Origin of the sequence: Streptomyces genisteinicus (genome assembly GCF_014489615.1) — a bacterium.
In the GTDB taxonomy this organism is placed as follows: Bacteria; Actinomycetota; Actinomycetes; order Streptomycetales; family Streptomycetaceae; genus Streptomyces; species Streptomyces genisteinicus.
In genome coordinates, this window is record NZ_CP060825.1 from 1,718,861 (window position 1) to 1,732,423 (window position 13,563).

15 protein-coding genes are annotated in these 13,563 nt (G+C 74.3%); 5 read left to right on the plus strand and 10 right to left on the minus strand.

What is annotated here, in order from left to right; genetic code table 11:
- The first annotated feature begins 82 nt into the window (after nt 1–82).
- Nucleotides 83–715 (plus strand): TIGR03085 family metal-binding protein, encoded by a 633-nt coding sequence (locus IAG43_RS07590; RefSeq protein WP_187739992.1) that lies wholly within the window; start codon nt 83–85, stop codon nt 713–715.
- A 128-nt stretch (nt 716–843) separates the two neighbouring features.
- Here the strand turns inward: IAG43_RS07590 and IAG43_RS07595 are convergent, their stop codons facing one another.
- The 9 genes from IAG43_RS07595 to hisD form a co-directional block, all read right to left on the minus strand.
- Nucleotides 844–2,115: an MFS transporter gene (locus tag IAG43_RS07595; RefSeq protein WP_246574138.1), complete on the minus strand. Its 1,272-nt coding sequence runs from the start codon at nt 2,113–2,115 to the stop codon at nt 844–846.
- A 624-nt stretch (nt 2,116–2,739) separates the two neighbouring features.
- Nucleotides 2,740–3,495 carry an imidazole glycerol phosphate synthase subunit HisF gene (gene hisF, locus IAG43_RS07600; protein WP_187739993.1) on the minus strand — a complete coding sequence of 252 codons (756 nt, stop codon included), beginning with the start codon at nt 3,493–3,495 and terminating at the stop codon, nt 2,740–2,742.
- Nucleotides 3,492–3,896, minus strand: a complete 405-nt coding sequence (locus IAG43_RS07605; RefSeq protein ID WP_187739994.1) for a RidA family protein — start codon at nt 3,894–3,896, stop codon at nt 3,492–3,494. The genes hisF and IAG43_RS07605 overlap by 4 nt, the downstream gene beginning before the upstream one ends.
- The gene (gene priA / locus IAG43_RS07610; protein ID WP_147990321.1) at nt 3,893–4,621 is read right to left on the minus strand and encodes a bifunctional 1-(5-phosphoribosyl)-5-((5-phosphoribosylamino)methylideneamino)imidazole-4-carboxamide isomerase/phosphoribosylanthranilate isomerase PriA; all 729 of its coding nucleotides are present in this window, start codon (nt 4,619–4,621) and stop codon (nt 3,893–3,895) included. The genes IAG43_RS07605 and priA overlap by 4 nt, the downstream gene beginning before the upstream one ends.
- Nucleotides 4,618–5,259, minus strand: a complete 642-nt coding sequence (hisH, locus tag IAG43_RS07615) for an imidazole glycerol phosphate synthase subunit HisH (protein WP_187739995.1) — start codon at nt 5,257–5,259, stop codon at nt 4,618–4,620. Before hisH ends, priA begins: the two co-directional genes overlap by 4 nt.
- A 4-nt stretch (nt 5,260–5,263) precedes the next feature.
- The gene (locus IAG43_RS07620; protein WP_187739996.1) at nt 5,264–5,431 is read right to left on the minus strand and encodes a hypothetical protein; all 168 of its coding nucleotides are present in this window, start codon (nt 5,429–5,431) and stop codon (nt 5,264–5,266) included.
- Between the two features lie 4 nt (nt 5,432–5,435).
- Nucleotides 5,436–6,038 carry an imidazoleglycerol-phosphate dehydratase HisB gene (gene hisB / locus IAG43_RS07625; RefSeq protein WP_187739997.1) on the minus strand — a complete coding sequence of 201 codons (603 nt, stop codon included), beginning with the start codon at nt 6,036–6,038 and terminating at the stop codon, nt 5,436–5,438.
- A complete protein-coding gene (locus IAG43_RS07630; RefSeq protein ID WP_246574148.1) occupies nt 6,035–7,162 on the minus strand; it encodes a histidinol-phosphate transaminase in 1,128 nt (375 codons plus the stop codon). The genes hisB and IAG43_RS07630 overlap by 4 nt, the downstream gene beginning before the upstream one ends.
- Nucleotides 7,159–8,481, minus strand: coding sequence for a histidinol dehydrogenase (gene hisD / locus IAG43_RS07635; protein ID WP_187739998.1), 1,323 nt, complete (start codon nt 8,479–8,481; stop codon nt 7,159–7,161). Before hisD ends, IAG43_RS07630 begins: the two co-directional genes overlap by 4 nt.
- A 226-nt stretch (nt 8,482–8,707) precedes the next feature.
- On the opposite strand from hisD, the gene IAG43_RS07640 reads away from it, so the two are divergent.
- The 4 genes from IAG43_RS07640 (at nt 8,708) to ybaK (ending at nt 12,724) form a co-directional block, all read left to right on the plus strand.
- Nucleotides 8,708–10,306 (plus strand): oxidoreductase, encoded by a 1,599-nt coding sequence (locus IAG43_RS07640; protein ID WP_187739999.1) that lies wholly within the window; start codon nt 8,708–8,710, stop codon nt 10,304–10,306.
- Nucleotides 10,307–10,428: 122 nt separating this feature from the next.
- The gene (locus IAG43_RS07645) at nt 10,429–11,463 is read left to right on the plus strand and encodes a hypothetical protein (protein WP_187740000.1); all 1,035 of its coding nucleotides are present in this window, start codon (nt 10,429–10,431) and stop codon (nt 11,461–11,463) included.
- A gap of 5 nt (nt 11,464–11,468) precedes the next feature.
- Nucleotides 11,469–12,209 carry an LON peptidase substrate-binding domain-containing protein gene (locus IAG43_RS07650; RefSeq protein ID WP_187740001.1) on the plus strand — a complete coding sequence of 247 codons (741 nt, stop codon included), beginning with the start codon at nt 11,469–11,471 and terminating at the stop codon, nt 12,207–12,209.
- Between the two features lie 17 nt (nt 12,210–12,226).
- A complete protein-coding gene (gene ybaK / locus IAG43_RS07655; protein ID WP_187740002.1) occupies nt 12,227–12,724 on the plus strand; it encodes a Cys-tRNA(Pro) deacylase in 498 nt (165 codons plus the stop codon).
- A gap of 163 nt (nt 12,725–12,887) precedes the next feature.
- Here the strand turns inward: ybaK and IAG43_RS07660 are convergent, their stop codons facing one another.
- Nucleotides 12,888–13,541 (minus strand): ABC transporter permease, encoded by a 654-nt coding sequence (locus IAG43_RS07660; RefSeq protein WP_187740003.1) that lies wholly within the window; start codon nt 13,539–13,541, stop codon nt 12,888–12,890.
- Between the last annotated feature and the right edge of the window lie 22 nt (nt 13,542–13,563).

Genomic DNA, 13,563 nt, shown 5'->3' on the forward strand with positions numbered 1-13,563 from the left:
GAACCCGCGCGAGGGGGCGCGGGGCCCGGTCCGGGTTCCCCGCGCCGGGCGCCGAACGCCCGGGCCCCGTACCCTGGCGGGCATGTCGACCCATGCCAAGCGTGAACGACTTCTGCTCGCCGACCTGTTGGAGGCGGCGGGCCCCGGTGCCCCGACCCTGTGCAAGGGCTGGACGGCGCATGACCTCGCCGCGCACGTCGTGATGCGGGAGCGGCGGCCCGACGCGGCGGGCGGAGTGCTCCTGAAGGCCCTGGCGGACCGGATGGAGCGGATCCGTGCCGAGTTCGCGGCCCAGCCGTACGAGGAGCTGCTGCGGATGATCCGCAGCGGCCCGCCCAGGATGTCGCCGTACTCCCTCAAGCAGATCGACGAGGCGGCCAACACGATCGAGTTCTTCGTGCACGCGGAGGACGTGCGCCGGGCGCAGGCGGACTGGACGCCGCGCGACCTGGACCCGGTCTTCGAGAACGTCCTGTGGTCGCGCCTGGAGAAGGGCGCGCGGCTGCTGGGGCGGCGGGCCCCGCTGGGCGTGGTGCTGCGCAGGCCCGACGGCCAGACGGTGGTCGCCCACCGGGGAACGCCGGTGGTGACGGTGACGGGCCAGCCGGGCGAGCTGACGCTGTTCGCGTTCGGCCGGCAGGACGCCGCCCGGGTGGATCTGGAGGGCGACAAGGACGCGATCGCCCGGGTCCGGACGGCGCAGCTCGGGGTGTAGGCCCCCGCCCGGGTGCAGGAACCTCCGGGCCGGGGCTTCCCGCACAGGCGGGCGCCCGGGGCCGCCGCACCGGCCGGGCTCGCCCGCGCCGCCGGAAAGGGGTCCCGGGCCGGGACCGCGTCCGAAAGTCAGTGCGGCAGCTCGGCCCGCCGCAGGTGGACCGAGCAGAGGCCGTACACGGCTCCCGCCGCGCACACCAGGGCGCTGACCGCGAAGACCGGCGTGGCGTCCCACAGGCCGACCGCGGCGCCGGTGAGCGGAAAGCTCAGCGGCGCCAGGCCGAGGCTGACGAAGGTCGCGAGCGAGGTGACCCGGCCCAGGTGGGCGGGGTCGGCGGCGGTCTGGAGCAGCGCGCCGCACAGGGAGCCGCTCACCCCGGTGAGCACACCGACCAGGGCCGCGACGGCGACGGCCGCGACGAGGCCGGGCAGCAGCGCGAGCGCGGCGATCGCCGCGGAGCCGGTGACCAGCGCGAGGCCCATGACGAGCCCGGCGCGCGGTATCCGGCCCCGGACGGCCAGCAGCAGGGAGGCGGCGGCCGACCCGGCGGCGAAGCCGGCGAGCAGCCAGCCGAGCCCCGGCGCACCCCACCCCCGGGCCTCGGCGAGCAGCGCGAGGCCGACGCCGAGGGGGCCGACGAAGCCGAGGTCGCTGACGGCGACGACCACGATCAGCGGGCCGAGCACCCGGTGCCCGCGGACGTACCGCAGTCCGTCCGCGAGGTCCCCCGCCAACCGCTTCAGGCGGCCGCCCCGCTCAGCCGCCGGGGAGCCCACCGGCCCCGGCGGGGAGTTCTCCGCCGCCGAAGGCGGGAGGGGGGCGATGCGGAGGGTGAGCAGCAGGGGGAGCGAGAGCGCGAAGAGGGCCGCCGCCGCGGTGAACGCCGCGGGTGCCCCGGACAGGGCGGTCGCCGCGCCGCCGAGCGGGGCTCCGGCGACGGTCGCCCCGCGGCCGGCGAGGCCGCGCAGTCCCTGCACCCGGGCGAGCTGTCCGCGGGGCACGATGCGCGGGGGCAGTGCGCCGACGGCCGGCATGAAGACGGCGTCGAGGATCCCGAAGACGACGGCGACCGCCGCGAGCACCCAGAGACCCGGGGTGGTCAGCCACAGCAGGGCGGCGAGGCCCAGCACGACGAGGCAGCGGGCGGTGTCGCTGACGAGGACCACCGTCCGGGGTCCGATCCGGTCGGCGAGGACACCGCCGCCGAGCATGAGCAGGGCGCGCGGCACGGCCCCGGCGGCCAGCACGGCCCCCGCCTCCGCGGCGCTGCCGCCGCGGGTGGCCGCCCAGGTCAGGGCGACGTGGTAGACGCTGTCGCCGGTGGCCGAGAGCCCGTAGGCGCCGAGCCAGCGCAGCACCTGCGGGTCACGGTGGGCGGACAGCCCCACATCGGCGGGCACAGCGGTGGAGCCTCTCGGAACGGCGGCGGGGTGGACGGGGTCCGCCCGGGACACTGCGGGCGACCCCGCACGAATGTACGGGACCCGTTCGGCAACGCCGCACGCGCCCGGGGGCCGGTCTCCACCGAACGGCACCGCGACCACCGCCCCGAACACGCAGCGCACGACCACCGGACCCGCAGACGACAAAACAGCCCCCACACCGGCGGGCCGGTACGTTCCACGCGGACACGGGGCGCGCAGGAGGCGTAAGCGCCCGACGGTCCTCCGGCTAGGGCAACACAAGTCTGGGGCGAGCGGGCGCTCTAGCCTCCGGAGGGACCCGCAACCCCCACTCCACGCACCGGACCAGCGCCGTGCAACCCAAGCCCGTCCGGCGCTTGAGGACACCCGCGCGCAGCGGGGGTGCACCACCCCCGCCCGCACAAAAGGCGCAAGCCCAACCCCGCACCAAAGCCCGTCCGGCGCCTGAGGACAACCCGCGCGCAGCGTGGGTGCGCCACCCACACACCCGCACCCCACAACGCACCCGCCCCCGCGGAAACCGCCCCCGCCCCGGCAAGGCCCCCCGGACGCACCGAGGGGCCTCCAGGACCATCCCCGGAGGCCCCTCCGCACACGGCCTCAGCGAACCGGGTGGCCCGCCTCCCGCAGGCTGTCCTTGACCTGCCCGATGCGCAGGTCACCGAAGTGGAACACGGACGCGGCGAGCACCGCGTCCGCCCCGGCGGCGACGGCGGGCGGGAAGTCGGCGAGCCGGCCCGCGCCGCCGGAGGCGATCACCGGGACCGTCACATGCGTGCGCACGGCCGCGATCATCTCGGTGTCGTAGCCGTCCTTGGTGCCGTCGGCGTCCATGGAGTTGAGCAGGATCTCGCCCGCGCCGAGCTCGGCCGCGCGGTGCGCCCACTCGACGGCGTCGATGCCGGTCCCACGGCGACCGCCGTGGGTGGTGACCTCGAAGGTGCCGGACGGGGTGCGCCGGGCGTCGACGGAGAGCACCAGCACCTGGCGTCCGAAGCGTTCGGCGATCTCGCGGATCAGCTCCGGGCGCGCGATGGCCGCGGTGTTGACGCCGACCTTGTCGGCGCCCGCCCGCAGCAGCCGGTCCACGTCGTCGGCGGAGCGCACTCCGCCGCCCACGGTGAGCGGGATGAAGACCTGTTCCGCGGTGCGGCGCACCACGTCGTAGGTGGTCTCCCGGTTGCCGGAGGAGGCGGTGATGTCGAGGAAGGTCAGCTCGTCGGCGCCTTCGGCGTCGTAGAGCTTGGCCATCTCGACGGGGTCGCCGGCGTCGCGCAGGTTCTGGAAGTTGACGCCCTTGACGACGCGCCCGGCGTCGACGTCCAGGCAGGGGATGACGCGGACCGCGACGGTCATGCGTCACCTCCGGCGGGACGGTAGGCCTCGACCTCGACCTCGACCACGAGCGAGGGGTCGACGAAGCCGGAGACGATGATCATCGACGCCGCGGGCCGCACCGCGTCGAAGAGTTCCTTGTGGGCTCGGCCCACCTCCTCGACGTCGCGGGCGTGGGTGATGTACATCCGGGTGCGCACCACGTCGGCGGCGCCGAGGCCGAGCTGCTTCAGCGCGTCGACGGCGACGCCGAACGCGGTGAGGGTCTGCTCGTACGGGCTGCCCGCGGCGATCTCGCCGTCGACGACGGAGGTGCAGCCGGAGACCAGGACCAGGCCGTTCGGGAGTTCGACGGCGCGGGAGTAGCCGAAGCTCTCCTCCCACGGGCCGCCGGAGGAGACCCGGCGCACGGGGCCGCTCATGCCGCCACCGCCGCGAGTGCCTCCTCCAGGGTGAACGCCTTCGCGTACAGGGCCTTGCCCACGATGGCGCCCTCGACGCCCACGGGCACCAGGCCCGCGAGCGCGCGCAGGTCGTCGAGGGAGGAGACGCCGCCGGAGGCGACGACGGGCTTGTCGGTGGCCGCGCAGACGTTCTTCAGCAGCTCCAGGTTGGGGCCCTGGAGGGTGCCGTCCTTGGCGATGTCGGTGACGACGTAGCGGGCGCAGCCCTCGGAGTCGAGGCGGGCGAGGGTCTCGTAGAGGTCGCCGCCGTCGCGGGTCCAGCCGCGTCCGCGCAGCGTGGTGCCGCGGACGTCGAGGCCGACGGCGATCCGGTCGCCGTGCTCGGCGATGACCTTGGCGACCCACTCGGGGGTCTCCAGCGCGGCGGTGCCGAGGTTGACGCGGCGGCAGCCGGTGGCGAGGGCGGCCGCGAGCGAGGCGTCGTCGCGGATGCCGCCGGAGAGCTCGACCTTGATGTCCATGGCGGCGGCGACCTCGGCGATCAGCTCCCGGTTGTCGCCGGTGCCGAAGGCGGCGTCGAGGTCGACCAGGTGCAGCCACTCGGCGCCGGAGCGCTGCCAGGCGAGCGCGGCCTCCAGCGGGGAGCCGTAGGAGGTCTCGGTGCCCGACTCGCCGTGGACCAGGCGGACGGCCTGGCCGTCGCGGACGTCGACGGCGGGGAGGAGTTCAAGCGTGCTGCTCACAGTGTTCCGATCCAGTTGGTGAGGAGCTGGGCTCCGGCGTCGCCGGACTTCTCGGGGTGGAACTGGGTGGCCCAGAGCGCGCCGTTCTCGACGGCGGCGACGAAGGGCTCGCCGTGCGTCGCCCAGGTGACCCGGGGGGCGCGGATGGCCGGGTTGGTGACCTCCAGCTCCCAGTCGTGCACCGCGTAGGAGTGCACGAAGTAGAAGCGCTCGTCGGCGCCGACGCCGGCGAACAGGTCGCTGTCCGCGGGGGCTTCGACGGTGTTCCAGCCCATGTGGGGCACGACGGGGGCCTTCAGCGGGCCCACGGTGCCCGGCCATTCGTCGAGGCCTTCGGTCTCGACGCCGTGCTCGATGCCGCGGGCGAAGAGGATCTGCATGCCGACGCAGATGCCCATGACGGGGCGGCCGCCGGCCAGCCTGCGTCCGACGACCCACTCGCCGCGGGCCTTGCGCAGTCCGTCCATGCAGGCGGAGAACGCGCCGACGCCGGGGACGAGCAGTCCGTCGGCGTTCATGGCCCTGTCGTAGTCGCGGGTGATCTCGACGTCGGCGCCGACCCGGGCGAGGGCCCGCTCGGCGGAGCGGACGTTGCCGAAGCCGTAGTCGAAGACGACGACCTTCCTGGCTGCGCTCATGGTGCTACCCCCAGATTCCCTGGATGCGCAGGACGCCGGCGAGCAGGCACATGAACGAGGCGCCGGCGAGGAGCACGACGACGCCCTTCGGCATGCCCTGCTTGGAGAAGGAGTACACGCCGCCGGCGAGGAAGAGGCCGACGACGATGAGGATGGTGGAGAGACCCGTCATCGGACTACAGCGCGCCCTTCGTGGAGGGAAGGATGCCGGCGGCGCGGGGGTCCCGCTCCGACGCGTAGCGCAGGGCCCGGGCGAGGGCCTTGAACTGGCACTCGACGATGTGGTGGGCGTTGCGGCCGTACGGGACGTGGATGTGCAGCGCGACCTGCGCCTGGGCGACGAAGGACTCGAAGATGTGGCGGGTCATCGTCGTGTCGTAGGCGCCGATCATGGGCGCCATGTTCTCCGGCTCGGTGTGCACCAGGTAGGGGCGGCCGGAGAGGTCGACGGTGACCTGGGCGAGGGACTCGTCGAGCGGCACGGTGCAGTTGCCGAAGCGGTAGATGCCGACCTTGTCGCCGAGGGCCTGCCGGAAGGCGGCGCCGAGGGCGAGGGCGGTGTCCTCGATGGTGTGGTGGGTGTCGATGTGCAGGTCGCCGTCGGTCTTGACGGTGAGGTCGAACAGACCGTGCCTGCCGAGCTGGTCGAGCATGTGGTCGAAGAAGCCGACGCCGGTGGCGACGTCGACCGTGCCGGTGCCGTCGAGATCGATCTCGACGACGACCGAGGTCTCCTTGGTGGTCCGTTCGACCCTTCCGATACGACCCTCGCGCGTCATGCGCTCTGCTCCTTCTTCAACTCACGAACCGCGTCGAGGAACGCGTCGTTCTCTTCGGGGGTGCCCGCGGTGACCCGCAGCCGGCCCGGTACGCCGTTGTCGCGGACGAGGACGCCCTTGTCGAGGATGCGCTGCCAGACCGCGTGCGCGTCGTCGAAGACGCCGAACTGCACGAAGTTGGCGTCGGACTCGGTGACCTCGTAGCCGGTGGCGCGCAGTTCGGCGACCAGCCGGTCGCGCTCGGCCTTCAGCTGCTCCACGTACCCGAGCAGCGTATCGGTGTGCTCCAGCGCGGCGAGGGCGGTGGCCTGGGTGACCGCGCTGAGGTGGTACGGCAGGCGCACCAGCTGGACGGCGTCCACCACGGCGGGGTGGGCGGCCAGATAGCCGAGGCGCAGCCCGGCGGCGCCGAACGCCTTGGACATGGTGCGGGAGATCACGAGGTTGGGCCGGCCCTCGGTCAGCGGCAGCAGCGAGGGGCGGTGGCTGAACTCCACGTAGGCCTCGTCGACGACGACCAGCGAGGGGCGGGCGGCCTGGGCCGCCTCGTACAGCGCGACGACGGTGTCCGCGTCGACGGCCGTCCCGGTGGGGTTGTTGGGCGAGGTGACGAAGACCACGTGCGGGCGGTGCTCGGCGATCGCGGCGCGGGCGGCACCGGTGTCGACGGTGAAGTCGTCGCGCCGGGGGCCGGAGATCCAGCCGGTGCCGGTGCCACGGGCGATCAGCGCGTGCATGGAGTACGAGGGCTCGAAGCCGATCGCGAGCCTGCCGGGTCCGGCGAACGTCTGGAGGAGCTGCTGGAGCACCTCGTTGGAGCCGTTGGCCGCCCAGACCATCTCCCGGGTGACCGGGTGGCCCGTGGTGCGGGTGAGGTAGGCGGCCAGGCCGTCCCTCAGCTCGGCCGCGTCCCGGTCGGGGTAGCGGTTGAGCCCGCGGGCGGCCTCGCGCACCCGCTCCGTGATCCGCTCGACGAGCGGCTCCGGCAGCGGGTAGGGGTTCTCGTTGGTGTTCAGCCGGACGGGGACGTCGAGCTGCGGGGCGCCGTAGGGCGTCTTGCCGCGCAGTTCGTCGCGGACCGGCAGGTCGTCGATGCCGATGCCGGCGGGTGCCTGGTCGCTCACTGGCCCGGCACCTTCCAGCCGAACCTCGCCTTGAGCGCGGCGCCGTGCGCCGGCAGGTCCTCCGCCTCCGCGAGGGTGACCACGTGGTGGGCGACGTCGGCGAGGGCGTCGCGGGTGTAGTCGACGATGTGGACGCCGCGCAGGAACGACTGCACGGACAGGCCCGACGAGTGGCAGGCGCAGCCGCCGGTCGGCAGGACGTGGTTGGAGCCGGCCGCGTAGTCGCCCAGCGAGACGGGGGACCAGGGGCCGACGAAGACGGCCCCGGCGTTGCGGACCCGGGCGGCGACCTCGGCGGCGTCCGCGGTCTGGATCTCCAGGTGCTCGGCGCCGTACGCGTCGACGACCCGGAGCCCGTCCTCCACCGAGGAGACGAGGACGATCGCGGACTGGCGGCCGGTGAGCGCGGGCTTGATCCGGTCCTCGACGTGCCGGGTGGCGGCCACCTGCGGCTCCAGCTCGCGCTCGACGGCGTCGGCGAGCTCCTCGGAGTCGGTGACGAGCACGGCGGCCGCGAGCGGGTCGTGCTCGGCCTGGCTGATCAGGTCGGCGGCGACGTGGACGGGGTCGGCGGTGGAGTCGGCGAGGACGGCGATCTCCGTCGGGCCGGCCTCGGCGTCGATGCCGATGCGGCCGGTGAAGTACCGCTTGGCGGCCGCGACCCAGATGTTGCCGGGGCCGGTCACCATGTTCGCCGGGGCGCAGGACTCGGTGCCGTATGCGAACATCGCGACGGCGGTGGCACCGCCCGCCGCGTACACCTCGTCGACGCCGAGCAGGGCGCAGGCGGCGAGGATCGTGGGGTGCGGCAGCCCGCCGAACTCCTTCTGCGCGGGAGAGGCCAGCGCGAGGGACGGGACGCCCGCCTCCTGCGCCGGGACCACGTTCATGATCACGGACGAGGGGTACACGGACCGGCCGCCCGGCGCGTAGAGCCCGACGCGGTCGACCGGGATCCACTTCTCGGTCACGGTGCCGCCGGGCACGACCTGGGTGGTGTGGTCCTTGCGGCGCTGGGCGCGGTGGACGATGCGGGCGCGGCGGACCGACTCCTCCAGCGCGGCCCGCACCTCCGGGTCCAGTTCGGCGAGTGCCCTGGTCAGGGCGGCGGCCGGGACCCTGACCCGGTCCAGCTCGACACCGTCGAACCGCTGCGCGTACTCGATCAGCGCCGCGTCGCCCCGATGATGCACGTCCTCGCAGATGGGCCGCACCTTGTCCAGGGCGGCCGCGACGTCGAAGTCGGCACGGGGGAGCAGGTCGCGCAGGGCGCCGCCCTCGGGGAGGGCGTCGCCGCGCAGGTCGATTCGCGAGATCACGCGGTCAATTCTCGCAGACCGGTCCGGGCGGCCGATTTCCGTATCAGTGGCTGATACGGAATCGCCCGCGGCTACGGGCGGGCGACGGCGTGTCCCAGGCGCACCGTCCCTCACAACGGCTCGATCGAGTCACCCCGTTTCCCGCGGGACGACCATCACCACTAGCGTTCAGGCCGTCACTGAGCGGGAAGAACAGCTGTACGAGCCAAGGAAGCGGAGGGCGGCAGTGACCGAGCCGCTGGACGGCGGGCCTCCGGACGGAGTGAGCCCGGCCGAAGCAGCCATGTGGAACGCATTCCGGGACGGCAGCACATTCGACCTCAGTGACACGGACCCCTTGCAGAACAATCCGTTCTCGCCCTTTCCCTGGGGTCCCGAACGCATCGTCCGCGCCTGGGTGGTGGCGCGGCTCCTGCTCAACGGGCCGGAGGCGAGACCCGGGCGGGTCGCGGCGCTCAAGCTGCGCGGCCTGCAGATCACCGGCACGCTCAAGCTGGCGGGCGGCAGCATCGCCCCGTACGTGGAGCTCAACGGCTGCCGCTTCGAGAGCGAGCTGCTGATGCCGGAGGCGCACTTCGCCACGCTCCGGCTGATCAGCTGCGCCGTGCCGCGGATCGAGGCGGCGCGGCTGCGCACGGAGGGCGACCTGCATCTGCCGCGCTGCCGTGTGGAGCACGGCATCCGGCTGACCGACGCGCAGATCGGCACCGACCTGCTGATCAACCAGATCCATGTGCGGCCCGACCGGAGGGGCCGGGCCATCACCGCGGACGGCCTGTCGGTCGCCCAGGACCTCCAGGCCGAACTGATCGAGACCTACGGCGAGTTCAGCATGCGGGGCGCGAAGGTCGGGGTGTCGCTGAGCCTGCGCGGCTCGCGGCTGCGGGCGGCGGGCGACCGGCGGGCGCTGAACGCGCCGCAGCTGAGCGTCGAGCGGACGCTCTACCTGACCGGCGCGTGGGTGAGCGAGGCCACCGGCAACCAGGGCGCCACTCCCCCGTTCGGCACCGTCACCGGCGGTGCGGCGCGGGGCTCGCGGCTCCAGCCCTTCGAGTGCCACGGCGGGGTGCGCATCGACGACGGCAGGTTCGGCGACGCGATCGACATGAACGGCGCCCGGTTCGTCCTCGGCCCGCGCGAGGAGCTGTCGCTGCGCAGGATCACCGCACCCGAGCTGCGCTTCAACGCGGAGCGGCCCGAGGAGGGCCGCGTGGTGCTGAACGGCGCCAAGGTGGTGACGCTGATCGACCTGGCGGCGAGCTGGCCGGGGCCCGGCGGCCTGGCGATCAACGGCTTCGTCTACGAGAACCTCGTGCCCTACGAGGAGTTCCCGCTCTCGCGCCGGCTGGAGTGGGTGGCCTCCGCGACCCCGGAGTACTCGCCGGAGCCGTACGAGCGGCTCGCGACCGTGCTGCGCAACAGCGGGGAGGACGCCGACGCCCGCGAGGTGCTGCTCGCCAAGCAGCGCCGCAGACGGGAGACGCTGCCGCTCGCGGCGAAGCTCTGGGGCTACCTCCAGGACTGGACGGTGGCCTACGGGTACCGGCCGGGGCGCGCGGCGCTGTGGATGGCGGTGCTGTGGGCGGCGGGGGCGATCGCCTTCGCCCAGGTCGAGCCGGAGCCCATGAAGGGGCAGGAGCATCCGGTCTGGAATCCGGCCCTCTACGCCCTCGATCTGCTCGTGCCGGTGATCAATCTCGGCCAGGACGGCTACTGGCGGCTCGACGGGAGGTGGCAGTGGGCGGCGGCCGTGCTGGTGATCCTCGGGTGGATCCTGGCGACCACCGTGGCGGCCGGGGCCTCGCGCCTGCTGCGGCGCGGGTGAGGCGCCGGCGGCGGAGCGATCCGCTTCTTTGCCCGTCCTTGACCGTCGGGCGGGCAACCCCCGGGCCCCCACCAAAGCTTCACAGGGAAGCCTCTGGCGCATAGCTTCACCTGCGGTTTTCAATGGTACGCACCATGTCATTGACGCACGCCGCGATGCGCCTGGCGCGCATGATCCGGCACACCCCCCGGCTGGCCGCCACTCGTCAGGGACTCGTGCCCGACGACGCGGTGCTGCTCGACGCGCCCGACGAGCGCCTCGGTCCGGCCCTCGTCGACGCCGCCGCCGGCGAGTGGGGGACGGCCGCCCAGCTGCTCGCGACCACACGGGAATCAGCCGAATGGGAGAACCGCGACCGCTATGCGACCCGGCTCGCCGCGTTCGCCCGGAACCGGGACGAATGGCTCTCCTCCTGGCTCGCCGCCGCGCCGCGCGACGCCGACGCGCTCCTGCTCAAGGCGCAGCTCGCCGTCGACCGGGCCTGGGAGTCGCCGGCCCGCGCGGAGCGGCTGCGCGAGGTCGGTCCGCTGATCGACGCCGCGGCCGAGGCCGAGGCGGGCGACCCGGTGCCCTGGCGCCTCGCGCTCGACCACGCCCGCGGCACCCACGCCACCCACACCGCGTTCGAGCGGCTGTGGGCCCAGGCCGTGCGGCGTTCCTCCCATCACTACGGCTGCCACGTGGCGGCGCTCCAGTACCTGTCCGCGCAGTGGTACGGATCGCACCGGGAGTGCTTCGACTTCGCGGAGGAGGCGGCCGGGGACGCGCTGCCCGGCTCCCTGGTGCGGGCGCTCCCGGTGCGGGCCGCGTTCGCCCGGCTGCTGACCGGTGAGCCGACCACCTCGGTGCAGGACGACCGGATCGACCGGGCGGCCGACCTCGCCGTCGAGCTGTCCGCGGCCTACGAGCGGGGCGACCCGTGGCCCGCGGAGGTGCGCAACCTGCTCACCCTCGTGCTGGTGTCCCGGGGGCGCTGGGACGAGGCCCTGGAGCAGTTCCGGCGGATCGGCCCGTACGCGACGTCGTTCCCCTGGACCTCGGTGACGGACGACCCGCTGGGCCAGTTCCTGCGCGCCCGGGACGGGGTGCGGATCGAGGTCGCGTCCACGATGCCGCTGCGGGGGGTCAGGGGCAGGTCCGCCGCCCATTACGCTTGACCGCTGTGACCACCGTCTCCCTGCCGCTCTTCCCGCTGAACTCGGTGCTGTTCCCCGGCCTCGTGCTGCCCCTGAACGTCTTCGAGGAGCGATATCGCGCCATGATGCGCGAGCTGTTGAAGACGGGCGACGAGGAAGCGAGGCGCTTCGCCGTCGTCGCGATCCGCGACGGACGGGAGGTCGCGCCCACGTCGCCGGGTCTGCCGGACCCGACCGCGGTCGTCGAGCGCGGCCCCGCGGCCGGCTTCGGGTCCGACCCCGTCCAGGCGTTCCACCGCGTGGGCTGCATCGCCGACGCCGCGACGATCCGCGAGCGCCCCGACGGCGGCTTCGAGGTCCTGGCGACCGGCACCTCCCGTGTCCGGCTGCTGTCCGTGGACGCGAGCGGCCCCTTCCTGGTGGCCGAGCTGGAGGAGCTGCCCGAGGAGCCGGGCGAGGGCGCGGCGGCCCTGGCGGAGGGGGTGCTGCGCGCGTTCCGCAGCTACCAGCAGCGGCTCGCGGGGGCGAGGGAGCGCTCGATGGCGACCGGAGCCGACCTGCCCGACGAGCCGTCCGTGGTCTCCTACCTGGTCGCGGCCGCCGCGGTGCTGGACACCCCGGCCAAGCAGCGCCTGCTGCAGGCCCCCGACACGGCGACGCGGCTGCGCGAGGAACTGAAGCTGCTGCGCGCCGAGACGGCGGTGCTGAGGCACCTGCCCTCGCTGCCCGCGGTGGACCTGACCCGGCAGCCGACGAACCCCAACTGACGCGAGGTACACGAGCGGTGGCGAAGAAGCCGAAGAAGCAGGCCGGGGGCACACCCGCGACGGTGGCGCTGACCGCGGCGGGCACCCCCTTCACGGTGCACGCCTACGACCACGACCCGGCGTCGCCGTCGTACGGCGAGGAGGCCGCCGAGGCCCTCGGGGTCTCCCCCGCCCGGGTCTTCAAGACCCTGGTGGCCGACGTCGACGGCGCCCTGACGGTGGCCGTCGTCCCGGTCGCGGGACAGCTCGACCTCAAGGCGCTCGCCACCGCGGTGGGCGGCAAGCGCGCCTCCATGGCGGACCCCGCGGCGGCCGAGCGCACCACGGGGTACGTCCGCGGCGGCATCTCGCCCCTCGGGCAGCGCAAGCGCCTTCCGACGGTGCTGGACGCGTCGGCCTGGGACCACGAGACGATCTGCGTCTCGGCGGGGCGGCGCGGCCTGGAGGTCGAGCTCGCGGCCGAGGCGCTGCGCACCCTGACGTCCGCGGTCCGCGCCCCGATCGCCCGCGCGTAGGGCGGACGCCGGGCCGGGGGCAGTGGCCTCGGGCAGCGGACGCGGGTGACGGGGACGGCGGCCCCGCGCACGGACCGGGCGGCCACCCCCGCCGGGCAGCGCACGCCGCGCACGGACCGGGCGGCCGCCCCCACGGGGCAGGGCGCCCCGGCCCGCGGCCTCGTCAGGGGGCGCGCGGCGGCCAGGCGGGCGAGGTGTACGGATCGGGGACGGGCTCGGGATCGCGCGGGGCGAAGAGCGCGGTCAGCCCCAGGTGGACCACCATCGCCGCGAGCGGCCAGGCCAGCAGCGCGCCCTTGGCCCGGAGCTGGAGGTAGGCGTCGAAGGTGACGCCCTCCCCGACCTGGCGGGCGTGCTCCGCGACGTCCTGGTCCGGGCCGAGCCACACGCCCATGCCCCATCCCAGGAGGGAGGCCAGCAGGCCGCCCACGGCGAGCGCGACGACCAGGGGGATGCCGCCGCGGCGGCGGAAGAGGAAGGCGCCGGCCGCGCTCAGCGCGCCGAGCGCCACCGCGATCAGGACGAACGTTCCGTCAGCCGCGATGGCCTCCTCGCCCTCGGAGTTCTTCAGGAAGACCGCCTCGCCGTCGGAGACCAGCGGCACCCGGGGAGCCAGCCACAGCCAGAGCAGGCCGAGCGCCACACCGAGCACCGTCACCGCCGCGAGCACCACGGCCGAGTCCCGCAGGTCGCGCCGGAGCTCGGCCTGCTTCGCCAGGCGCGCGTCGTCCGTCCACGCCGGGGGGTACGGGGCGGGCGGCCCCGACGAGGAGGACGGCCGGTCCGGCTGGTGGGGCGGTGTCAGAGGTGCGGTCACCCCGCCATCGTGCCAGGCCCGC